Source organism: Rhodococcus sp. WS3 (assembly GCF_003797085.1).
GTDB classification, from domain to species: domain Bacteria; phylum Actinomycetota; class Actinomycetes; order Mycobacteriales; family Mycobacteriaceae; genus Rhodococcus_F; species Rhodococcus_F globerula.
On record NZ_RKMA01000001.1, the window covers coordinates 1,627,230 to 1,648,330 of the forward strand.

At 59.8% G+C, this 21,101-nt stretch carries 23 protein-coding genes; 11 read left to right on the forward strand and 12 right to left on the reverse strand.

The annotated features are described in order from the left end of the window. Positions 1 to 40: 40 nt before the first annotated feature. Positions 41 to 1,777, reverse strand: coding sequence for a phospholipid carrier-dependent glycosyltransferase (locus EEB13_RS07365; RefSeq protein ID WP_141484936.1), 1,737 nt, complete (start codon positions 1,775 to 1,777; stop codon positions 41 to 43). Next, the gene (locus EEB13_RS07370; protein ID WP_141484937.1) at positions 1,774 to 3,744 is read right to left on the reverse strand and encodes a hypothetical protein; all 1,971 of its coding nucleotides are present in this window, start codon (positions 3,742 to 3,744) and stop codon (positions 1,774 to 1,776) included. Before EEB13_RS07370 ends, EEB13_RS07365 begins: the two co-directional genes overlap by 4 nt. A gap of 1,560 nt (positions 3,745 to 5,304) precedes the next feature. On the opposite strand from EEB13_RS07370, the gene EEB13_RS07375 reads away from it, so the two are divergent. Next, entirely contained in the window at positions 5,305 to 5,748 is a 444-nt protein-coding gene (locus tag EEB13_RS07375; protein ID WP_141484938.1) for a hypothetical protein, read from the forward strand. A gap of 87 nt (positions 5,749 to 5,835) precedes the next feature. Continuing rightward, a complete protein-coding gene (locus EEB13_RS07380) occupies positions 5,836 to 6,414 on the forward strand; it encodes an SGNH/GDSL hydrolase family protein (protein ID WP_141484939.1) in 579 nt (192 codons plus the stop codon). 178 nt (positions 6,415 to 6,592) lie between these two features. On the opposite strand, the gene EEB13_RS31420 is transcribed toward EEB13_RS07380, so the two are convergent. The 3 genes from EEB13_RS31420 to EEB13_RS07390 all read right to left on the reverse strand — a co-directional run bounded on the left by EEB13_RS31420 (position 6,593) and on the right by EEB13_RS07390 (position 9,717). Further along, positions 6,593 to 6,733, reverse strand: a complete 141-nt coding sequence (locus EEB13_RS31420) for a hypothetical protein (protein WP_187328508.1) — start codon at positions 6,731 to 6,733, stop codon at positions 6,593 to 6,595. 283 nt (positions 6,734 to 7,016) lie between these two features. Then, positions 7,017 to 9,161 carry an acyltransferase family protein gene (locus EEB13_RS07385; RefSeq protein WP_141484940.1) on the reverse strand — a complete coding sequence of 715 codons (2,145 nt, stop codon included), beginning with the start codon at positions 9,159 to 9,161 and terminating at the stop codon, positions 7,017 to 7,019. A gap of 343 nt (positions 9,162 to 9,504) precedes the next feature. Beyond that, entirely contained in the window at positions 9,505 to 9,717 is a 213-nt protein-coding gene (locus EEB13_RS07390; protein ID WP_141484941.1) for a hypothetical protein, read from the reverse strand. Positions 9,718 to 10,202: 485 nt separating this feature from the next. On the opposite strand from EEB13_RS07390, the gene EEB13_RS07395 reads away from it, so the two are divergent. Next, positions 10,203 to 10,553 (forward strand): helix-turn-helix domain-containing protein, encoded by a 351-nt coding sequence (locus EEB13_RS07395; protein WP_233365989.1) that lies wholly within the window; start codon positions 10,203 to 10,205, stop codon positions 10,551 to 10,553. A gap of 252 nt (positions 10,554 to 10,805) precedes the next feature. Here EEB13_RS07395 and EEB13_RS07400 read toward each other — a convergent pair whose 3' ends face one another. Together EEB13_RS07400 and EEB13_RS32430 are read right to left on the reverse strand one after the other, a co-directional pair. Further along, positions 10,806 to 11,111, reverse strand: coding sequence for an ANTAR domain-containing protein (locus EEB13_RS07400; RefSeq protein ID WP_141484943.1), 306 nt, complete (start codon positions 11,109 to 11,111; stop codon positions 10,806 to 10,808). Beyond that, entirely contained in the window at positions 11,071 to 11,241 is a 171-nt protein-coding gene (locus EEB13_RS32430; RefSeq protein WP_410055758.1) for a hypothetical protein, read from the reverse strand. Before EEB13_RS32430 ends, EEB13_RS07400 begins: the two co-directional genes overlap by 41 nt. A gap of 184 nt (positions 11,242 to 11,425) precedes the next feature. Between EEB13_RS32430 and EEB13_RS32435 the strand changes: the two genes are divergently transcribed. The 4 genes from EEB13_RS32435 to EEB13_RS07415 all read left to right on the forward strand — a co-directional run bounded on the left by EEB13_RS32435 (position 11,426) and on the right by EEB13_RS07415 (position 13,669). Next, positions 11,426 to 11,740: an ANTAR domain-containing protein gene (locus tag EEB13_RS32435; RefSeq protein WP_410055745.1), complete on the forward strand. Its 315-nt coding sequence runs from the start codon at positions 11,426 to 11,428 to the stop codon at positions 11,738 to 11,740. Between the two features lie 23 nt (positions 11,741 to 11,763). Continuing rightward, on the forward strand, positions 11,764 to 12,540 hold the full coding sequence (locus tag EEB13_RS07405) for a GAF and ANTAR domain-containing protein (protein WP_141484944.1): 777 nt from the start codon (positions 11,764 to 11,766) through the stop codon (positions 12,538 to 12,540). Positions 12,541 to 12,699: 159 nt separating this feature from the next. Next, positions 12,700 to 13,176 (forward strand): ATP-binding protein, encoded by a 477-nt coding sequence (locus EEB13_RS07410; RefSeq protein ID WP_051730638.1) that lies wholly within the window; start codon positions 12,700 to 12,702, stop codon positions 13,174 to 13,176. 289 nt (positions 13,177 to 13,465) lie between these two features. Then, entirely contained in the window at positions 13,466 to 13,669 is a 204-nt protein-coding gene (locus EEB13_RS07415; protein WP_003943666.1) for a cold-shock protein, read from the forward strand. 90 nt (positions 13,670 to 13,759) lie between these two features. On the opposite strand, the gene EEB13_RS07420 is transcribed toward EEB13_RS07415, so the two are convergent. Beyond that, entirely contained in the window at positions 13,760 to 14,407 is a 648-nt protein-coding gene (locus EEB13_RS07420; protein WP_141484945.1) for a HemK2/MTQ2 family protein methyltransferase, read from the reverse strand. Between the two features lie 283 nt (positions 14,408 to 14,690). Between EEB13_RS07420 and EEB13_RS07425 the strand changes: the two genes are divergently transcribed. Genes EEB13_RS07425 through EEB13_RS07440 form a run of 4 tightly spaced genes read left to right on the forward strand, consistent with a single transcriptional unit; the run spans position 14,691 to position 17,690 of the window. Next, on the forward strand, positions 14,691 to 15,389 hold the full coding sequence (locus tag EEB13_RS07425) for a glycosyltransferase (RefSeq protein WP_116102049.1): 699 nt from the start codon (positions 14,691 to 14,693) through the stop codon (positions 15,387 to 15,389). Beyond that, complete coding sequence (locus tag EEB13_RS07430; protein ID WP_092802658.1) at positions 15,386 to 16,324, forward strand: acyl-CoA dehydrogenase; 939 nt, start codon at positions 15,386 to 15,388, stop codon at positions 16,322 to 16,324. Before EEB13_RS07425 ends, EEB13_RS07430 begins: the two co-directional genes overlap by 4 nt. Then, positions 16,318 to 17,076 carry a PIG-L deacetylase family protein gene (locus tag EEB13_RS07435; protein WP_051730639.1) on the forward strand — a complete coding sequence of 253 codons (759 nt, stop codon included), beginning with the start codon at positions 16,318 to 16,320 and terminating at the stop codon, positions 17,074 to 17,076. The genes EEB13_RS07430 and EEB13_RS07435 overlap by 7 nt, the downstream gene beginning before the upstream one ends. After that, positions 17,073 to 17,690, forward strand: a complete 618-nt coding sequence (locus tag EEB13_RS07440) for a class I SAM-dependent methyltransferase (protein ID WP_141484946.1) — start codon at positions 17,073 to 17,075, stop codon at positions 17,688 to 17,690. Before EEB13_RS07435 ends, EEB13_RS07440 begins: the two co-directional genes overlap by 4 nt. Before the next feature lie 11 nt (positions 17,691 to 17,701). On the opposite strand, the gene EEB13_RS07445 is transcribed toward EEB13_RS07440, so the two are convergent. Genes EEB13_RS07445 through EEB13_RS07460 form a run of 4 tightly spaced genes read right to left on the reverse strand, consistent with a single transcriptional unit; the run spans position 17,702 to position 21,081 of the window. Beyond that, positions 17,702 to 18,580, reverse strand: coding sequence for a DMT family transporter (locus EEB13_RS07445; RefSeq protein ID WP_045064240.1), 879 nt, complete (start codon positions 18,578 to 18,580; stop codon positions 17,702 to 17,704). 20 nt (positions 18,581 to 18,600) lie between these two features. After that, positions 18,601 to 18,795, reverse strand: coding sequence for a Sec-independent protein translocase subunit TatA (gene tatA, locus EEB13_RS07450; RefSeq protein ID WP_033235751.1), 195 nt, complete (start codon positions 18,793 to 18,795; stop codon positions 18,601 to 18,603). Beyond that, positions 18,795 to 19,466, reverse strand: coding sequence for a Rid family hydrolase (locus EEB13_RS07455; protein WP_141484947.1), 672 nt, complete (start codon positions 19,464 to 19,466; stop codon positions 18,795 to 18,797). Before EEB13_RS07455 ends, tatA begins: the two co-directional genes overlap by 1 nt. Before the next feature lie 34 nt (positions 19,467 to 19,500). Then, positions 19,501 to 21,081 (reverse strand): flavin monoamine oxidase family protein, encoded by a 1,581-nt coding sequence (locus EEB13_RS07460; RefSeq protein WP_033235753.1) that lies wholly within the window; start codon positions 21,079 to 21,081, stop codon positions 19,501 to 19,503. Positions 21,082 to 21,101 lie beyond the last annotated feature (20 nt).

Here is a 21,101-nt window from a genome sequence, read left to right on the forward strand (position 1 = left end):
GCATCCCCCCGCGTCCAAAGTGTCCCATAAATCCGGAGTTTTAGCCTCCCTCTTGCTTATTGCCCGTCAGCCGATACAGCCGCCAGTTTGGCGGTACCGTTCCCCCGTCGTTCTCCACTTCGATGACCAACGCACCAATTCCACCGGAGCCTGTTTCGTACATGGTCGGATACCGTCGATTAATGGCGTCAGCCACTCCGCGCTCCTCGTTGGGAACGGTCAATATGTACTCAACTCCGGACTCCGACGGGTTGTTCAATATCTTCACAAAATCGGTGTCGGAGGTAATCACAAACTGTTTCGGATTATCAGACGCAGTGATGACACCGAAGGCCAAGACCGTATCGGTCAGCACCGATCCATCAGGCAGATCGAGGTCGTCGAGATAGTCGGCTATCCTGCGTTCTGCTCCGAAGGTCCGCAGAATCGCCTGTTCGGCGGCATCCTGGCGCCCTGGAATGACCACACTCGCAAGCGAGTGTTCCAAGGACGCCAGTCGCGGACTTCCCATTGCGACAAAGGTGACCGCAGTTGACCCGAGCAGTAGTACCAGCGCAACAACGAGCATGATCGACGGACCGGAGTACTTCGGCTGATCCCGGACCAACTCGGCACTGGCCGCGCGCCCAGGCCTACGCGACACAACGGGCCGCTCGCGCGGTGAGATCAATACTGCCAACACAAAACACAGCGGGACGACAGCAAGATAGAAACGCAGAAACGGAAACGTCGAGCCCATCATGTAGAGCAGGGTTTGGGCGCCGAGCACTGAGCCGAACAGCACAATCGGAACGATTACTTCGGGATCGCGCCGCCGCCACGCCAAGACAATTGCCGCGGCGGCTAACACCGGGAACGCCGGACCGAGTACCGCTATCTCCGTGAGCGAGAAAGCCAGCCGACTTAGCGGTGCATCGGCAGCACCACCGGCCTGCTCGATAATCGCACTGTTGCCGTACACCGACGAAAACTGTTGAAACGCTTGCCCTGTGATCAACCAGCTAGAGGCAGACCAGGCAAGAAATGCGATGAGCCCCGGAAGCAACACAACGGTCGCGTCAATCGCAGCTGCCCACGACCGATGAAACTTGTCGTCGGTGTCAGTCTTCGGAAATCTCAACCAACTGACCACGAACACGAGCACCACCGCAACGAACATAGGTGCAAGGGCGTCGTACCGGGTCAGATAGGCCAGTGCGAGCGCCAAACCGGCGGCGATCAGCTCATGCGCGTCGTCGTTGCGCATCCATCTGATGAGGCGGCGAACAGCCCAGATGACGAAGAAGAGATACAGCGCCTCACTCATGCCGTTGGCCGCGTACATGAGAATCATGGGATTGAGAGCAAACAACACAGTGACCACGATCGTCACCCATCGAGCGCACCCACGATCACGTGCAATACCTCGAATCTGCATGACCGCTCCGGCCATGAAAAGCGCCGACGTCACAGATGCAGTGATGTTCCAGCGCAACAACTCCGGAAACCAGTTCCCCAACAGACCCAGCGGAATCTGTGCAACTGCGGTTAATGGAGTGAAGACGAATCCGATTGCTGCAAAGTGCGGATCGCGACTCCACAACATTGCAGATACTGCAGCAACCCGACTCATTGCATCGGTGAAGATGAATTTGATCTCCGCGTTCAGCCACACGCCAAGGACGATGTACACCACGGCCACCGCGGTGTAGACCCCCCAGGGCAGTCGTTGACGTTCTTCCTCAATGGGACCGGCAGAGTCCAACGTTCGTGACTCTGCCGGTGCGGCGACAATCATTGTGAACGGCGCCTGAAGAACAGCACGCCACCCACAGAAATAACTACCAGTGCTGCGGTGCCTGCTGCGATCAAACCGATTGTGGTGGAGCTGATGCCGCTATCGTCGTCGCTGGTTTTCGCCCCACTTACCGGTGCAAGATTGACGCTGATGTCGAAAGGATCGACATCGCGAGGAGCAACAAGGACATCACCAGCCAGCCTTCCGAACCGTGCCGGATCACCTTCCAGCCAGTTCAGCATGTTGTCGACATCGGCTGCGTCACCGTTAGAGGTAACAACAACGATTTCGTGGTTGGGAACCACAGCAACCTGCATGCTGCCGTATGGCGCGTTGAACTGAAGACCGCGCAACCGCAGCAAGCCTTGATCGGCGGTTTCCATCGGCAGGTCGAGATCCACGCCATCCGGAAGCTTTCCGTCTGCAGCGACCAGCACCGCCGGCAACGGACTGGAAGCCGCATCGACAAACGACTGAACTCGCGGCTGCAACGGCAAGTAGCTCAGCCGCTGCATCTGAACCAGAACACGCTGCGCCCGAACAGTATCGGCAAAATCTCCGCGCGTGGTCCCCACTTCTACAATCGGCAGCATCGACTGTGGCAATGACTGGAAGCCCCCGGGATTTGCCGGTTCAGCGACGTTTGAGCTGATCGTGCTTTCCGGATCAATCGTCAGCGTCGATCCGTTGCTGCTCCCACATTGAAAATCCCCAGAAACATCCAGCGCTGCCGTCACGTTCATCTCCCGCGTCACCAACTCGTCAGGGATCGTGAATTCGATGTCGAAGCGACCACTGTTATCCACTGCCCGACTGTCGAGACGCTGATCCCCCACGCTGAACGACAACTGAGCGCTTCGTGTACTCGGCATCGGAACATAGGTACCGATCATGCGCACGGTTACGTTTTTCATTGCTCGGCCCAATTGGGACTGGGTGAACGGCACCTCAACCTGGACGTGCTCGAGCCCTGACGACGTCAAAGAACCGAGTCGTAAGTCGCCGACAGGAACAACGTCGCGAGAGATTTCCGCGACAGCCTTCGCCGATGCCGTCAGTGCCTGGCTTGCGGCCCAGAAACCATTGAAGTTTGCCGCGAGCAGATTAACCTGTGGGACAAGAGATCTGTCGTCACCGGCCAAACGCAGGACAGGATATCCACTGGGTCCGGCGACGAGGTCGATTCCGCCCTCACCCTCGGCACCAACCAGAATGTTCCGCTCGAACAGACCGGGAACGCTGTCTGGGAGCGACTGCCCGGCCGGTAGCTCGGCGAGAACCACTGCGTCTGGTTGACTGCCATAGCGATTCACTATCGATGTGCTGAGAAGCAGTGCGGCGGTCTGTTGTGCCTGTGACGTACTGTTCGCGAGATAGATCGTGGCTTTACGCAGAATCGGCGGAAAGTAGTTCGAGACAGTCGACGGCTGCGCTTCGGTGCCGTCGTACACGATCGAAGTGTTTCGCAACGCGAGTGGTTGGTAGTTGCTTCTGTCGTAGCAACGATCATCAACGGGAACGAGGTGCCCGATCATCGAAACGGCGATGCTCCGATCGATAACCGTCAGACCGGCAAGCGGTATCGAAATCGGCAGTCCTTGGCCAACTTGAGCAGCATCAAATTCCACCCGCGAGACTGGGCGGCCATCAGCACTCACTTCGATCCACCCTCGGCTGAAATCGATAGGTGCCGTGACTGTCCCGATCAGAGCAGTTGCAGTGAGTCCGTCAGGTACCGGTAGTGAAACAGTCAGCGGCTCATCATTTGCTGAGAACACCACATCAGTTCCCCGGCCGAGTTCCTTGAGAGAGATCGCGCCGACGTTGGCATCAGCGGCGACATTGGTTTCAGTAGCCTTGTCGACCACCTGCGCCACCGCAATTGTGTTGGACGCAAAGACCATGCAGATAGCAACCGCCGTCGTCATCATCAGATTGCGACGCAGCCCGGTGAAACTGGGGACCATCTACAACTCTCCTCGGGATCGATCTCACGAAACATGAACGATGCTTCAAGGCAGAAGAGTTACGACCGTCCCACCCAACGATCACGTGATCGGATTAATTTCAACAAACAGACCATAACCGCCGATTAGTACGGTGGCTAATTATCCCGGACAATGAGATTTACCTAACTGCGCCGACTAGGCGCTAGGTCACGAAGGGATATGCCAAACGTCTCAGCAACCTGTACGGCACGTAGATTTACAGCGAGTTCACTGACGCTGCACAGGAATTGCGTTCTTGCTATCTTTTCGCAATCCCGCGACGCCAATCCCGACTGGCACCAGACCCTACAATCGCTACCTTGGCCCGAGCACACCTCCGCCCCGAATTCATGACCGCGACTTGCAGTCCAAGATAACTATCAAGTGCTTGCCTACACCTCGTATATGCGTCAGTTCCGATTCGAGCGCACGGCACAACGCACCAGTCTCGCAATCGCGCGCCTTCTTCGCGTTACACGACCGCCCAGATGTCAGAATTCACTAAAAATGTTCGGGCACCGCACTATTCGACTAACTCGCGGTCCAAGGGCAAGCGAAGTGGCCACACTTCGCAGAGGCAAGGCACTCTTCACCTTCGAGACTTCAACCGCCGCGAAGTCAGTGACAATTCCACCCCTACACCTTGTCCGAGTTAACGAATTCGATAGTCTCGGACGCGAACACTCGTACAAGTGTCCAAGTAGTGACTTACGATGCACGCGCGAAAGGCCTGTGGCTCAATCAGTTTCCAGATAGCCGATAACCGTTGCATTGCCTTGCGGCGCCCGGATCCGCCGCCTCGCGTTCAGTACCATCCTCAGTTACCTTGCAGCCATAGCGGACTCATTACACTGCATGGCGTACCGCCCGCGACAACATGCATCATGATCCCGATTGAAGTGACGCAATCCACCTTCGCCCGCCCGCCCAACCACGCAGTGCCTAGCAAGGACGAACTCACTGTTTAATATGCTAGGCCAGGTTGCGCGGCACATCGCCGGTGCAGCTATTGCGCCTAACTGCGCTGATCAGAGTCACTCACCGCGAGGCCGTTGTGGTCTGCGAACTCGGCGTGATTGATGGCACGGCCTAGCCATACCGCTAGTAACGCGCCTGTTGTGATCCATCCGGCGACAATTTCGGTAATCCACCACATACCCGCAAGTGTGACATGCGTTGGGCAGAAGCAACGGTATTTGGTCCCGTGATATCAGGGAGGAAAGTTTCGATGCACGCAATGTCTACGAGGCACCCACATTTTCGATTCAGCTTCACACTTGCTGAAGTAGAGATGCGGCTCAGGCGCTCTTTGAGCGAAAAGCGCGGACAGCACCCGAGATAGGGCAGGCCGAAACTTCCACAAGTCTGCGCGGGCCAGTGGTCACAATGCTGCACCAGATCGCTGCGATTTCGGGCCCGAGCACTCTTGAGAAGTGGGCATGGATAGCCTGTTGTCTGAACGCTCGCAGCCTCGCGTGATGAGGCCAAAGGCGCAGTCGCTTCGGCGGTTGGGTTGTCGTCCAAGGACGACGTTGGGCCATGCTGGTCATCCTCAGTACCGCCGCGAAAGCTGTTCTGTATGGCAGTTATGCCCCGGGTTCGGTGGCCACGTCGAAGCTCGACAAGACTGAAGCGGCAAGCACTAATGCCACGCAGCGCGAGATGTTCCGGGCGCTCACCAATCGCCGACCGAAGACCGTGAGCGATCTCTACCCGACACCGCCGGCGATCACGTGGAAGAACTACTCGGGCACCGTCTCGACGTGGCCGATCCAGGACGGATTGCGTTACGGCGTCCTCCGTGGCCCCATGGATTTGCTGCATTGCGTCCCGCTACTGACCTCCGGAAACCTCGACAGCGCCTATGTACGCAACTCGATCGGAGCGTCCACCGCGGACGATGTGCGCGCCGGGTACGCCATCGAGTTTGTCACCACCAGCCGTTTCAGATCGCAGCACGAGCCCTTGCGGCAGCGCCGATGATGCGGATTATCTGTGATGATCAGTATGTGGGTGGCGTGATGAATGGTCAGGCTCCCACGGTGGTCACATCCGACGGAGCACTGGGTAATGAACAGGTCTTCTGGACGCACGTCACTCCCACGGATGCTGGAAAGGCCGCACGTGTGGCGAGTGGAGTTCGCCCGGTGCGGTTTCCGGTGGCTCGACATCACGAAGACTGCGACCATCACCGCACCGATGCGCAAGCGCCTCAAAGCTCTGGTGATCGGGACCTCGTTCTCGGACAACTCCGGTTCGGTGGCGCGACTTCTCGACTCGTGGGTTTGGGGGCTCGCGCACGATCTCGACATCGAGTTCTACAACTTTGCCCGGTCCGGTGCCGGGTACATCACTGACGCCGGAAACGGCAACTTCACCACGCAGCTCAATGCGGCGATCGCGTCGGGTATCAAGTTCGACCTGTCGATCTTTGAAGGCTCCGGCAATGACTCGACTGAGGCGGAGGTGGCCATTGCTGCGGCAGCCGTGGAGTTGTACGCCGCCCACGCCGCAGCTTTCCCTCAAACCCGGCGATCGCCATCGGCCCCGGACCTCGCGGGTCCAATGGTGAGACCGGCGCGCCGATCGCGAAAGTGTTGCGCGCGCTCAGGACCGCGACGGCCTCCGCGAAGAACGTCATCGCATTGATCGACCCGACCGGAACGGTTGATCCATTGCCTACGTACACGACCGGAGACACGAACGCGGCAGGGGATCGGGCGCTCGCACGCGGATCGGTACAGATTGCGCGAGTCGCGATCGCGTCGGCTCCAGCTGCGTTCGACCCACCCAACTGGATTCCGGTGTCGTGGCTGACCGGAACCGGTTACGAACGTTCACGCACGGTGACCACGGTGACCACGGTGACCACCACTAGCGGATCGCCGAACATCACAGCGCCGGGAAGCGCTGGAGCGAACAGTTTCCTGGCGAAAGATGTCGCCTCACCGGTAGTCGGCACAGGCATCCCCGCAGGCGCACCGATCACAGGGTTTACCAGCGCTGGCGCCGCGACCCTCTCTGCGAACGCAACTGCATCCGGCACAGTCTCGCTTACTGAGAGCAATCTGAGAGGAGACGGAACCGGGATCTCCTGGTGTCGGATGATAGCCAGCATCCCTCGTCGATCGGCGCATTGCGCATGCGGTATCGGTACATCTCGGCGATACGGGGGGCTTTGGTGGAGTTCGCCGGCGGTTAGAACCTGCAGCACCGGCAACACCGGCTGGATCCCAGTAGCGGGTTTGCGGCTAGGCAATACCGGCGGACTTGAGTGTCGCGGCGAACGCTGGAGACATGAGAGTCGCGTACTCCGGTGTCATGTGCGTGGCATCCAGCCTCACCGGGGTGACGCCAACGAAGCTCGGGCAGAAGTTGTCCGCAGTGCAAAACCAGCCGCGTGAATCAATGAACGTTGCGCCGATGGACTGGGCGATCCGCTGCTCGACTGCGGCTCGCTCGGTCCACATCTCGGATACCTGATTGAGGCAGTCGGCGGGTGTGCTCGATCGGTTGTAGCAGTCCGCTGGCTTCTTTCCGTTCGGCGGCGCAGAGAGGAACACAATCTTCCCGGCGTTCGCCGCGAACTGGGAGGTGAGCCGGGTGATCCCGGCCTCCCACTCGGCGGAATCTGTGTTGCCGTATCCATTCGCGATGATGACAACCTCCGGCCGGACTTCGTTGACGGCGGCTATCGCGTCCGCTTTGCGACCAGGGCATGACTCGTTGAACGCGTTGTCGTCACGGAACGTGATGTCGACGAACCGGCATCCGAACATCGCTTCGGCGCGGATGTTCCATTCTCCGTTGCTGTTGACCGCGAATTTCCGCAGCGGCTCGACATAGGTCATAGCAACCGAGTCGCCGATAAGAATGATGTTCTTCTCGGCATTTGGGTTGCCCCAGGTGCATGAGGATGCGGGCAGGCGCTTGACCGCGCCGCAGGGGAGCACGTCTGCCGGCGCCTGCTTGCCTTGGATCGCATCGTCCATAGACGGGACGAGTTCGGGCCATTCCGTCGCGTCGACAGCCGCGCTGATCTGGGCAGCGAGGTCAGCTTCGGGGGTGCCCGAGACCGTCTCCGCTTGCGCGACAGTACGGGTGGGCGGAGCCGTCGGCGGCGTCGCGGGCTGAAGCGCGTACGCGGCGAACCCTGCGGTAATGAGTGCCACCGCGCCGATGCCAATGGTTTGGTTGAGTTCGCTCATCTTCAATGCCGGCAAACGCCAACGAGATACGTCCAGGAAGCTGCGTTCCTTACGTTCTGCCCCAGTCTCAAGCCACTTCGATGCGCGGATCGGGTTCTCGAAGAAATGGTAAGCGGCAATTGAGAATCCGAACATGAGAAAAAGAGCCGCAATGTAGTAATAGATGCCACTGTCCATCACGGCGGCGAGCAAGATGATGATGGGCCAATGCCAGAGGTACAGCGAATACGAAATATCTCCGATGTAAGTACTTACCCGATTCGTCAGCACCTGCAAATACTTCTGCTCGCCACCGACTCCGGCGCAAATTATCAGCGCCGCGCCCAGTACTGGTACCGCGGCCCACGGTGCCGGGAATCCGCCCCCACCCTCAGTGATTGCGAAGGCGCCCACGGTGATCATGATCAGTCCAGTCCATGCAATGAATGGCCGGAACCGATCGGGGATGTGATCGAAGTAGGTAATGGTGATCGCCAGTAGTGCGCCGACGCCCAGCTCCCATACGCGAGTGAGAGTCGAGAAGTAAGCCCACGTCGGATTGCTCGCGGTGTCGAGAAGCGAATAGATGAACGAGGCCATAACCACTACGCCCATGACGCCGCCCGCGAGCGCAATCCGGGCCCGACCTGTCCACGCCATACGTGCTGCCATGGCCGCGATCACGAAGATGACTGCCGGCCACACGAAGTAGAACTGCTCCTCCACGCTCAGTGACCAGTAGTGCTGTAGCGGAGAGACCGGGCCCGACGCGGTGAAGTAGTCGGTGCCCTCGATTCCGTAGCGCCAGTTCGACACGAAGAAGAATGCCGCGACACTGTCCCATACCGTCGACTTGAAGCGCGCCGCGCCGTAGATGAAATACGAGGCCGCGACAGTCGCGACCAAGACGAGTGTGGCTGCGGGCAGAATGCGCCGGACCCTGCGACGATAGAAGCTTGAGAACGAGATGCTGCCCGTCTTCGCCACGGTGTGCATCAGCGATCCGGTGATTAAGAATCCTGAGATCACAAAGAAGACGTCGACACCGATGAAGCCACCACGAGGCCAGTCGAAAAGATGCGACAGCACGACCAGCATGACCGCGACCATGCGCAGGCCCTGAATGTCGAGGCGCTGATTCGGCTTCACCTCCTGCTTACTCTTACGCCGCCGCCCGCGATCGGACCCCGCCAGTAGTGCAGTAACCACGAATCGACCCCTCAATAAATATGAACCCTCGAAAATGTTTGAGGGACTAACGGAATATAGCCGTCAAGTGGGGTATTTGCCCGATCGTGAAATGCACAATGGACTTTAGTCCCGTCAAATGCGGGACAGAAAGCTACCGCCCAGAATTGCTCAGAATGCCCCGCACATTGTGGCGCAGGCCCACAATGTGCGCTCATTGCACCACTACGACCTCGAACACGAGGCCAGCGATACGCTTGTTCAGCACGGTGCCAGTTCCATTCCAGCCACTGGTCAGCTGTGATTCGGCGTCAGCCGTTCACACAAAGAACATCTGCTTTCAGGCGGAATGGCGGAACGTAAGTCACGCGATGGCAAGCGGCAGCGAAATGGTGCCCAAACTTACAGGCCCGGCCATGCGACCTGTGTCGAAGAGAATTCCCCAGATAACTGCAAACACGGTGAAGATACACAGAGCAATGACCAGTCGAGTCGTCAGTTGATCTACAGGATCTACACGTCTAACCCGGCGCTTAACCTTCTGTTCTGGTGTTTCGACATTGAAGAATAGTTTCATATGCCATTTCTTTGGTCCGCGAAGCGTAGGCCTTTCGTCCCGGAGACGGTCAGTCCGCCAGTACGAGCTCAGCCCAACGACTTTGGTCGTAGAGAAGACCGCAAGCGACTGCCGCTACGGCAAGGATGCACAGTCCGCCCACAAGCAGAGTTTCCAACTGGCCAGTGGGATCAATGCGGGGATCAATGCGCAAGAATTTTCGTCCAGATCGAGAGCTTTTCGTCACCCAGGAATCGTCTCACTCCGACTATCTCGTCGGGTGGTCCACAAGGCTCGAAACCCGCACGACCAACCGCCCCAGAAAGACTCACTATGTACCCCGCATTGGAGCCCGAGCAAAAGGTCTCCGGACTTACGTTTTTGTAACTAGCCGAATGCACAGTTGGCACGAGAATGTTGCCGAACTGTCGCGCAACCGACAATGTCACACAAACAATCGCAACACCCACTGGTGCACGGACCCATACTCAGGCAATATGTCCGATATGAGCGGTTTCTCTCGATGGGTCGAGCGTCAACTAGAACTTCGCCCTGACCAAGACATCTCCGATGCTGCGCGTGCGCTACAGATCCGACCGTCCGAGTTGAAACGGTGGCTCGGGTCGAAGCGCCCGCCCACTCAGGAGACGATGCGCTTGGCTAGTCGTGTCTTCGATGCCCCCATCCGGGAGATCCTGATCGCTGCGGAGTACTTGACAGTCGAGGAGGCCTCACCTGACGGACTTCCGACATCGGAGCTCAGCACACAGGAACTGTTGGCAGAGCTCTCCCGACGCGAAGACTCCACAATAAAGATACTGAGCCGAACGGCCGACACTGCAAGTAATGGCTGGTGAGATACCTCGAACCGGGCGTCGATCCTGCGATCACTTGCGCCGGTCCACCATCTACCGCCGTCATCGTGACCGAATCACCCGCCCGCAACCACACGGCCTTACCAACTGAGATTCCATTTGGTGATCGCCCGCCTGGACCTCCACCCTTCTCCAAACTCACGCACTACGTCCACCAGACACACGGACCAAAGTCCTACCCACCACGCTGAAAATTCCTACGCCGCAAGGATATCGATCAACACAATCCTGCGATCAACAAAGTTCAGGATCCTCGACCACATACGCGGCATACCGCGCAACAGTCATACCCTGGTCTGCTGCCCGGGCAGCCAAAGTCTTCATGGCAGAGTCGATGTCGACCTGATTGAGTTCGGCAATCACTCCACCGGCCTGTTCGATTGTGGTGCGGGAGGCGAGAATATGTTGTGCCGCAATGGTTGCCGCTCCAGACCGTTCGTTGACGTCGGACATCCACAGTGCAATTGCAGCCAGATCAGCCAGCGACTGGCCAAACGCGTTATCCCGGGGCCGGGAGTTCCACGGATCGGTCGTGAACACAGCAAAGTGCACCGAGAGGCCGCTCGGTAAGCCTCAGCGGAAACACGCGGCAGGCGCCGAGTCCGGAGCGCGCCGCGGCTTGCGCAAACGCATGCCATCTGGGGCCGGCAATCTCGAAGTCGTCGATCATGACCACCGCCCCCGTCAATGCACTCAGCACCACAGGGTTGCGGTGCACCAGATTGTGGTGCGTTTCAAACCCCTCCTCGACGGATTCGCAGACGATCTCGATGCCGATTCAATCCGTGGCCCGCATTCCCCCAAGCGGATTTTTCAATCGCTTTCGCCTCCCCGTCCAAGAGTCGGAGTCGGCGATGAACCACGCCACCTGCCACCTCCCAAATCGGCTGCAGTACCACTTTTGCCGGACAATCACCGGTGGGTTCGCTCAAGTGCTCTCGAAGCTGCGGGCTCACGATGACAAGCGCGGCAGAGCGACTGGTGCTCTGCGCGACGCAATCGGAGTGCGCGTCGACATCGAGCGTGCGGTGGGCGTCGTTATGAACCAAACCGATTGTGACGCTTCGGTTGCATTTCGTGAATTGGAAACCCGATCCGCCGCAAATTCGGACAATATACTTGATGTAGTCCGTCAGAAACTCGCGTCCATCGATGACGGGCCGGCCTGAGTAACCAGTTGAGCGGGGTAGCTATGAAGGAGCGCTCTGAAGACAACGTCCTCGACAGAGCACTGGGCGAGGACATCGATCCAGGCGAGCTCATCGAGAAACTCGACGCGCTCGTCACCGCATTGTCCGATGTCGCCGCACGCGTAGGTCCAGGCAACGCAACCGATGCCCTCTTGCAGCAGGTATGCGTACGCACTGTGGAGACTATTTCCGGAGCCGACATGGCCGGGGTGACTCTTCTCTCCGAATCCGGGGTCCCCCGGACCGCAGCGAGCACCAACAAAGCCGTCCTGGATGTCGACTTCGAACAGTACATATCCGGAGAAGGCCCGTGTCTCGAGGCCGCGCGGACGCGATCGGTCGTGCGCGCTACCGTCGCGGATTCCGAACTGCGTTGGCCGACCTTCACAGCAAATCTTCGCGGAGCGGGAGTACAGAGTTTCCTGTCAGCACCCATCTGGATCTACGACCGACACGCTGGAGCACTCAACATCTACAGCCGTGGCGCCCACGGATTCAGCGAAGTGGACGCGTTGATCCTGCGTGTGTACACAACCTCGATCGAGGGTTTACTGCGCGTGTCGAGGGAAATCGAGTTCGCGAAACACGAAATCGCGGGTCTCAACACAGCGATGAAGTCCCGGGCAACCATCGAACAGGCCAAAGGAATCCTGATGGCAATACACGGGTTCGGTTCCGAAAGGGCGTTCGACGTCCTCGTCAAGGAGTCGCAGCGAAAGCAGCAGAAGCTGCATGTCATTGCCGAGGAGATTGTCGAGCGTGCCAAAGCCACAGGGTGAATTTGGACAAAACAAACCAAGGGTACGACTTGCGTCACTTTGCCGAACCATTGGTTTATAACGAATTACACCTGGGTATGCCTCTGTCTGTGGAGCGAAGTAACTATAACCTCGCTTACCCGATTTCAGACCCTACGACACGACCCAGGAGCATAGCCAGTGACAACCTTGCCGACTGATCTGCACGCGGGATCGACAATCCCCACACTCGCCTGTATTCGAGTGCGCGCCGCAGCCGACCAACTCAGCACCCTACGTGGAATGACCTGCAACATCGCCTACAACCACGGTTTCGACGTCGACGGCGTAGCCGACCTCGAATTGGCCATCGACGAAGCAGCCAGCATGCTGATCGCGCTGGCAGCACCAGGTACCGACATCACCTGCACTTTCACAGCCCCGGAGAACGCGCTCCGCATCGCAGTGTCGGCAATCTCGACCGCAGAACAGCCCGCCGGCAAAAGCTCGTTCAGCTGGTTTGTACTCGAGTCGCTCACCGACCACGCCGAACTCGACGTTGTGCGCCAAGGCGCAATTGCCTACATAGGGACCGACGACGCTCCCCGGCGTGATGCAACTAACGCCGCCACCGTGACGGTAACCCTGCAAAAGAACCTTCTTCAGCGCCCCGAGTAACACGTATCGGATGGGTTCTCCACCCGACATCCCGCCTTCGATAACACGCCGAGCGTAAAAAAATCCGCAACATCGCCTATGACGCGCAAACCCCTCAGACACAACTCCACAGCAGGTCAGAGCCACTATTAGGTGAATCGCACCCGTGAGTCGATGTCCTGATTGTCGATACTCGTCAAGGTTTTGTGGAAGTTATCGAAGACAGAAAAAGAAGAGCATGGCAGGATCAAGGGTGAGACCGAACTCTCGATGGGAGGGCTCGGCTCGATGGATCCAGGAGAATTTGGTTATGGCTCAGGGCAGTGTCAAGTGGTTCAACGGTGAAAAGGGCTTCGGATTCATCGAGCAGGAAGGTGGCGGACCGGATGTGTTCGTTCACTACTCGGAGATCCAGGGCAGCGGCTACAAGTCCCTCGACGAGGGCCAGAAGGTCGAGTTCGAGATCGGACAGGGCCAGAAGGGCCCCCAGGCTCAGAACGTTCGCGCCATCTGAGTTCGATCCCCGTCTGACTTCAGACTGAAAAGGCTGGAAGCCCGCACAAGCTGCAGGCATCCAGCCTTTTCTCATGTGTAATCCCGGTCGTCATTTTGTTGCGCGAATGATCACCAGTTGCTCGGTATCCTGATCGGCCGTAATCAACCCGCGCGATTCCAGCATCATCCGGCGCCCAGTCATCACCGGGCCAAAGGGAACCGACGCACGCGCAGACACTTCGACAAGCATCCCGAATTCCTCCAGTATCGCCGCGGTTTTGTCGACTCCACAGAGCGCAGACTGGAGCAACAGCAGCGTTCCGCCCGGAGCCACATGATCGGGCGCACTCGCCGCGATCCGGTCCAGCACGCTACGTCCGTCTTTTCCCGCGTCCCAGGCACGCGCGATGCCCACCGTCGGCAGCGCGTCGTCCAGTGCAGGGACATACGGCGGATTCGAGATAATCAGATCGAACAACTCGCTGCCCACCGCATCCGTCAGGTCACCGCGGCGTGCGTCGACGCGTTTTCGATTGACCACAGCATTGAGCCATGTGTTGACCTGCGCGCGCCGGGAGATATCAACCGCTACGACGTGCCCCGCACCGGCGCGCCTCGCGGCAACGGACAGAGCGCCGGTTCCGCAGCACAGATCCAGAACCCTGCTGCCGGCCGTCAACGGCTCGAACAGCAGCGCGTCGCTCAGCAGGGATGTGTCGTGCTGCGGTGGATACACGCCTGGTAACCGCACGATCATGATCGACTCCTCAGTGGATGGTCAGCGTGAAGTCTTCAATTCGTCGCTGAAGTCGGCTACCCGACGAGGCACATGTTCACACCACCGAAGGACCCGCCAGGCGAGATGGCTTACCCACTTCCTCACTGCTCCAAACTCGATCGAGACATGTTTCACACAAACATCTTTCGCCTCGCGGGCGGATCGCGGGAAGGGCGCGGATAATTGCGGCCATATGGTTTCCTTGAAAGTCCGCGCCGGAAGAAACACGGCGTGACGCATGGGTGAGGAAAGGATCGTCGCTATGACCATCGACCAGGTTCTTGTAGTAGTCCCCGCCCACAACGAAGCGATCGACCTCCCGCACTGCATCGACGCACTGCTCGAGGCCACGCGTCGGATCGATGTTCCCGTTCGGATTGTCACGGTCCTGGACAGCTGCTCCGACCGATCGGGTGAAGTGATCCCGAGCGGCATCGACGTCATTCGAGCACAGCACCACAATGTCGGAAAATCTCGTGCCACCGGATTCTCGACGTTCGGCACCGACAGTCGCACTGCGTCCGCGTCGACGTGGTTTGCCACCACCGACGCGGATTCGGTTGTCGGCCCGACATGGCTTGCGCGGCAACTCGAGTACGCGCAGAGCGCGGACGTTGTTGCCGGAACAGTGCGCATCGCCGACTGGGATGATCAGCCGTCGTCCGTCCAGCAGCTTTACGAACAGCGGTATCACGCGCATCCGATAGGTCGCCACGGGCACATCCACGGCGCAAATCTCGGCATCCGAGCCGACAAGTATTGGAGCGTAGGAGGATTCTCCCATCTCGAGGAAGGTGAGGACGTCGATCTGGTTCGCCGTCTCAGCGAGGACGGTGCCAGGATCGCGTGGGCGCAGGACATTGCAGTCACAACCTCGGCTCGCACGGATGGACGGACACCAGGCGGTTTTGCCGGGCATATACGAGAACTCGGCACCGAGACAGTGGATGTGGCGCGATGACACGACTACAAACGCTTCTGAAAGAAACCGACCTCTACCTGCCACTGCCGGGCAGCGGCGCAACGGCAGCACGATGGAATGCCCTCGCCGAACTCGCTCGCGACAATGTCGTGCTCGGCCGAATGGCGGAGGCGCACACCGACGCGGTTGCGATACTGGCGGAACTGGACGGGCCGGAACCCGAACCTGGGCAACTGTGGGGCGTGTGGGCAGCTGAACCACCGCAGCCCGTGGTGAATGCCTCGGAGCACGTGGGCATCTGGACGCTCACCGGACGTAAGTTGTGGTGCTCGGGAGCAAATATCTGCACGCACGCTCTGGTCACCGCACTGATCGACGGCACACCCTCGCTGTTTGCCGTCGAACTCGGGTTGCCCGGCGTGCATCCGGTCCCCGGTTCGTGGAAAGCGGTCGGCATGGCCGAAAGTGATTCCAGTGCAGTTGACTTCGACGCCGTACCGGCAATTCCCGTCGGCAACATCGGAGATTATCTGACCCGGCCGGGTTTCTGGCACGGGGCTATCGGTGTGGCGGCCTGTTGGTACGGCGCCGCCTGCGGTGTCGCCGACGCGTTGAGGAACAAGGCAGCGCATTCCGAAGACCCTTACATCCTGGCCCATTTCGGGGCTGTTGATGCCGCGTTGACCGCCGCTCGCTACACCCTCGACGCCGCCGCAGCCGAAATCGACGACGATCCTCTCGACAAGAACGGAAAGGCACAACAGCGAGCACTGGCAGCCCGTTCGATCGTGGAACGGGCAGCTACCGAAACCCTCGATCGAGTCGGGCGAGCTCTGGGAGCAGCACCCTTGTGCCTGGACGGCGACCATGCTGCCCGCGTTGCCGATCTCACCGTCTACCTTCGGCAAAGTCATGCCGAGAAGGATCTCGCTCAGCTCGGCCGCCTGACAGCACAAGGATCATCGACGTGGTGAACTCGAAACTGTTTGCGCAGAAGCCCGTCGACGACGGCGGCACACCGGAATCCGTGTGGCAGCAGTGGCAGCGCCCTTTCCCCGAGCTCGATCTCTCGTCATGTAAGCGTCTGGTCATCGTGGCCCCTCATCCGGATGACGAGATTCTGGGCCTCGGAGGAACAGCGCTGATGGCGACGCGTTCAGGCATCGATGTTCAGATCGTCTCCGTTACGGACGGCGGCGCTTCACACCCCGGTTCTCCCACCCTCACGAGAGCTGAGCTCGAACAGCGTCGACGGGTCGAGTCTGTCCGAGCGGCAGAGGAACTCGGTACCCCCGTCCCGGTCCGGTTGATGCTGCCTGACGGAGACATCCGCACGCACAGCAACGAGCTAGCCGAGCGACTCCACGAGATTCTCGCCGAAGCACCAGACGGAACCTGGTGCGCCTCGACCTGGCGCGGCGACGGCCATCCCGACCACGAGGCAACGGGAACTGCAGCAGCGCAGGCGTGCGCCTACACCGGTGCTCGCCTGATCGAGTACCCCGTCTGGACGTGGCATTGGGCAACTCCGGAACACCCGAGCGTTCCGTGGGATCGCCTGCACACCATCACCCTGCCTGCCGATGTGCGTCAAGCGAAAACCTCTGCGGTGCAACAGTTCACCACCCAGATTTTGCCGCTCTCCAATCATCCCGCCGACCAACCGATACTCCCGCCACACGCCCTGACCCGGCTGCTGCGCACCTATGAGACCGTATTCGTATGAGTGATCCGCAACTTCCACCCGACTACTTCGACAAGATGTACGCAGCTCAGTCGGATCCGTGGGACTTCGAAACACGCTGGTACGAAAAGAGAAAATACGCACTCACCACCGCAATGCTGCCCAAGCCCCGATACCGCTCCGCCTTCGAACCCGGATGTTCCATCGGGGTCCTCACCAAAATGTTGGCGGATCGTTGCGACGCGGTGATCGCCACCGACATCGTGCCGTCAGCGCTCGAAACGGCTCGTCGACGACTCGCCGGGTACAACGTCGAGTTCAGGGAATGGGCCCTGGGCGACGACGCCTGGCCGGACGCCACGTTCGACCTCATCGTGCTCAGCGAGATCGGCTACTACCTCAGCATCGAGAAGCTCACCGAGGCGATGCAGCGAACCGTCGAACACCTCGAACCCGGTGGCACGCTGGTGTGCGCCCATTGGCGTCACATCGTGCCCGAGTATCCGCAGGCCGGCGACGGCGTTCACTCGATGGTGCGGCAAACTCCCGGCCTCGCGCAGCTGGCGGCGTATCAGGACGAAGACGTCGTGATCGACGTACTCGTCAAGGACTCACGACCTCCGCAGTCTGTGGCCAGGGCAGAGGGCCTCGTCTGACGCCGGAGCTTTCAACGAACCTTCTGCGGCACCGAAACCGCGCTGTCAGCCGCATTGCGGGCCAAAGCAACGGTCGCCGCGATCATCGCAACAACGGCGAGTGCAAGAACCGCGGCCACCTTACGATCCGCATCGAGGTATTCGCCGAGAACCACAAACCCGAGCAACGACGCGATCACCGGCTCCATGATTGTTGTCGCCGGCAGCGACGCTTGTAGATCCCCCGCTTGAAAAGCTGACTGCTGCACCGAAGTCGCGACCGCTGCAACCGCGACAAGTGCATAGAACTCGAAGGACGTAAGAACGGCTGAAGGTCCGAGCGTCACAAGGTGCACAACACCTTTGGTGAGCACTGCAGCAACTCCGAACAGTGAGCCGCCTGCAATTCCGAGGAGCAATGCCCTCGCCGATCCCGTGCGCCGATGTGCTCCGAAAAGACACAGCGCGACAAACGGCAGCCCGATCAGCGTGATCATGACCCAATGGTGCGTTTCCGCTCGCGGTTGCCCCGGCCGCGGATCACCGACGATGATCAGCACCGCCACCGACGTGGTGAGCGCCGCCGCCCACAACCACTCCCGCGCGCTGATCGTGCGCCCACTGAATCTTGCGCCGAGCGGGAGCGCAAACAGCAGGGACAACACCAGAAGCGGCTGCACCAGCAGCAGCGATCCCAAGCCGAGCGCAGCAGCTTGAAGTGCGTAACCCACCATCCCGACGATCGTGCCCAGCCACCAGATCGGACTGTGCACGAGCGTCGTGATCGGTCCGAGTGCACCGATAGAATCATCCGGGACCACCGCTGCCGTGCGCTGGCGAACTACTGTGCCGATCGCGATACAGACCGCTGCACCGATGGCAAACAACACTGCGAGGAAAGTGTGGGACACCTCGTCAGCCTCGCACAGGATCAGTACTTCTTGCTCGGCGCCAACTCGGAATCGAGTGCAAGATCGGTATCGGCCTGCAGTTCACCGACCTCGGACTTGAGAATCCTCATCGACCGCCCCAACCCGCGGGCCGCGTCCGGCAGCTTCTTGGAACCGAACAACACCAGCAGCACTACCGCGACGATGGCCCAGTGGGTCGGGCTGAGCGCGCCCATCAGGCGGGTTCCTTACCCTCGGGGTACACCGCGTCGACCTCTACCTCGACCAGCCAGCCGGCAACCGGCAGTCCGGCAACTTCAAGCGCGAAGCGAGTGGGGCGAGCGCTGTTTCGTTCGATCGGCGCGATGGGTGCCGCAGTTCCCATCGGAACCAACTCCGTCTCACCGGAGTCGAGGTTCGTGTTGGCAAAGAACTGACGGTAAGCGCGGTTCCAGCCGGTGTAATCGGCCTTGTCCGAGCCCGGAGCATTATCGAGGAAGACGCGCATCGTGACTACGTCTTCGAGCGTCAGGCCTTGGGCTTCGAGATTGTCACGAATCTTCTTGAGCACGTTGATGCCCTGCGCTTCGGTGACTGTCACCCCGGCCGGCAGTACGCCACCGGAGAACTGCGAGTCGATGTACGACTCGGGAGATCCTTCGGGTGCGGCTTTGTTTCCGGCCGAGGGTCCGATGCCACTGGTCTTGTAGACCGCTGTATCAGCGCCGATGGCGACACCCTGCGCGATCATCGGATTGGCCTGTCCGGCTTCGAGAACCGACCTCGAGATGAAGGAACTGGTGGCGGTTTCCGCCTCGGCCGTTTCGGACGAGCACGCGGTCGCGGTGCCGATCAGCACGGACGCGGCAAACGCTGCGGCAACAACTTTGGTGGTGCGAGATTTCATGGTGACTCCTCGGAAGTGGAAGGTAGTTGAAAAGCTAGGCGCCCTGCGCGACGCGCTGGTGCAGGTGGGTGACAACGTCCTGCGCCGACGTGAAAGCGCCGTGCTGCCAAGCAATTGCGTTGGAGAGGTGATCACCGGCGAAGTAAATGCGGTCGACGGGCTCGAGCAGTTTCGTGTATTCGGGAGTTGCCATGCCGCCGTGCGAATCTCCCGCTCCGGCCCATGATGCCCAGGCCGACTCCGAGTACTTGGTACGACGCCAGCTGCCCGAGAAGGAGGACGAGATATCGCGGGTGTACTTCTCGCCGTGGATCTCCGAGCCTTCGGCGATGGCCTTGGCGAGGCGCTGCTTGTGCGTCAAGGATTCGAAAGCCTGCTGACGCTTACCCGAACTGTAGTACGCGACAACAATTCCGCGGTCGGAGTTGTAGTGGTCGTACGGGAACATGATCTGCGAGATATCGCGGTCTGTGTTGGATGCGCCGCCGTAGATCCGGTCTTCGGTCTCCCACCAACGACGCGAGTACTCGATGCCGAGCTTGCCGGACGACGACGGCTTTGCTCCCTCCAGAGCGAGGAGGATGTCGGAGGGCAGGTTGTTGTTCAGGCGCTTGATCAGGTGCGGCGGAATGGTGCAGATGGCGTAGTCGGCGGTGATCGACTTGGCCTTGCCGTCCACGACGTAGTCGACGGTGACTCCTTCGGGAACGTTCTTCATTCCGCTGACCTCGGCACCGAACTCGATGTTCTCCATGCCGATCTTGTCCTGGAACTTGTAGTAGATCCGGTCCATCCCGCCGACGGGGGTCATCATGGTCATGGCCTGGTCGTAGCCGAACTCGAAGGAGAACGCGCGTCCGATGCCGCCCTGGATTACATCGCTCATCCCGAAGGGTTCGATCTCGGTGCCGAAGTTCAAACCGGCACCCGGTTCGACGGAGTGCCCGCGGCGCGACGACCCCACGTAGCGTCCGTCACTGCCCAGATCGCCGAAGTCCTTGAGGAACGACGACAGCGCTTCCTTGTCTTCCTTCGTGAGAACCTCGTCGAGGGCGCCTTGGTTGGTGGCCTTCTGCAGCAGCTCGGACATGTAACCGTAGGTGTCAGCCTTGGCTGCGCGGTACGTGATCGACTGATTGGCAAGGGGCTTGCTGCCGGTGTAGTTCACGAGCGTGTTGGCATTCTGGTTGCCGAACATCTGCAGCTCGACGCCCAACTCGCGGCAGTAGTCGATGGTGTTGTGATTCTGCGGGATTCGGGTGGCACCCAGGTTGTAGAAGTGGCCCTCGGAGAACGTGCAGGTCTGGGTCTCGCCGTTGAGATCCGTCTCCTCCGTCCCGTTACGGATCGACCACACTCGTCCACCCGGACGGGTGCGGGCTTCGAGGACGGTGACCTTGTATCCGGCCTTCTGCAGCTCGTACGCCGAGCACAGACCGGCCGGGCCACCGCCCAGAATGACAACAGAATGACTGCCCTTGACCTGTCCGATCAGGTCACCTGCTGCCGGTGCCTGAAAACGTCGCGGCGACGCCGATGCTGCCGGCGCCAAACCGATCGACCCCATGGCTCCCAGTGCCAGGCCCGCGCCGCCGGTGAGTCCCAGACTGCGCATGAAAGATCTACGTGTGTACG

Bases quoted from the DNA above. Each gene is read 5' to 3' on its own strand.
- EEB13_RS07365 (WP_141484936.1), bottom strand. From the start codon at position 1,777: ATGATTGTCGCCGCACCGGCAGAGTCACGAACGTTGGACTCTGCCGGT.
- EEB13_RS07370 (WP_141484937.1), bottom strand. From the start codon at position 3,744: ATGGTCCCCAGTTTCACCGGGCTGCGTCGCAATCTGATGATGACGACG.
- EEB13_RS07375 (WP_141484938.1), top strand. From the start codon at position 5,305: ATGCTGGTCATCCTCAGTACCGCCGCGAAAGCTGTTCTGTATGGCAGT.
- EEB13_RS07380 (WP_141484939.1), top strand. From the start codon at position 5,836: ATGAACAGGTCTTCTGGACGCACGTCACTCCCACGGATGCTGGAAAGG.
- EEB13_RS31420 (WP_187328508.1), bottom strand. From the start codon at position 6,733: ATGCCTGTGCCGACTACCGGTGAGGCGACATCTTTCGCCAGGAAACTG.
- EEB13_RS07390 (WP_141484941.1), bottom strand. From the start codon at position 9,717: ATGAAACTATTCTTCAATGTCGAAACACCAGAACAGAAGGTTAAGCGC.
- EEB13_RS07395 (WP_233365989.1), top strand. From the start codon at position 10,203: ATGAGCGGTTTCTCTCGATGGGTCGAGCGTCAACTAGAACTTCGCCCT.
- EEB13_RS32430 (WP_410055758.1), bottom strand. From the start codon at position 11,241: ATGATCGACGACTTCGAGATTGCCGGCCCCAGATGGCATGCGTTTGCG.
- EEB13_RS32435 (WP_410055745.1), top strand. From the start codon at position 11,426: ATGAACCACGCCACCTGCCACCTCCCAAATCGGCTGCAGTACCACTTT.
- EEB13_RS07405 (WP_141484944.1), top strand. From the start codon at position 11,764: ATGAAGGAGCGCTCTGAAGACAACGTCCTCGACAGAGCACTGGGCGAG.
- EEB13_RS07415 (WP_003943666.1), top strand. From the start codon at position 13,466: ATGGCTCAGGGCAGTGTCAAGTGGTTCAACGGTGAAAAGGGCTTCGGA.
- EEB13_RS07420 (WP_141484945.1), bottom strand. From the start codon at position 14,407: ATGATCGTGCGGTTACCAGGCGTGTATCCACCGCAGCACGACACATCC.
- EEB13_RS07425 (WP_116102049.1), top strand. From the start codon at position 14,691: ATGACCATCGACCAGGTTCTTGTAGTAGTCCCCGCCCACAACGAAGCG.
- EEB13_RS07430 (WP_092802658.1), top strand. From the start codon at position 15,386: ATGACACGACTACAAACGCTTCTGAAAGAAACCGACCTCTACCTGCCA.
- EEB13_RS07440 (WP_141484946.1), top strand. From the start codon at position 17,073: ATGAGTGATCCGCAACTTCCACCCGACTACTTCGACAAGATGTACGCA.
- tatA (WP_033235751.1), bottom strand. From the start codon at position 18,795: ATGGGCGCGCTCAGCCCGACCCACTGGGCCATCGTCGCGGTAGTGCTG.
- EEB13_RS07455 (WP_141484947.1), bottom strand. From the start codon at position 19,466: ATGAAATCTCGCACCACCAAAGTTGTTGCCGCAGCGTTTGCCGCGTCC.
- EEB13_RS07460 (WP_033235753.1), bottom strand. From the start codon at position 21,081: ATGCGCAGTCTGGGACTCACCGGCGGCGCGGGCCTGGCACTGGGAGCC.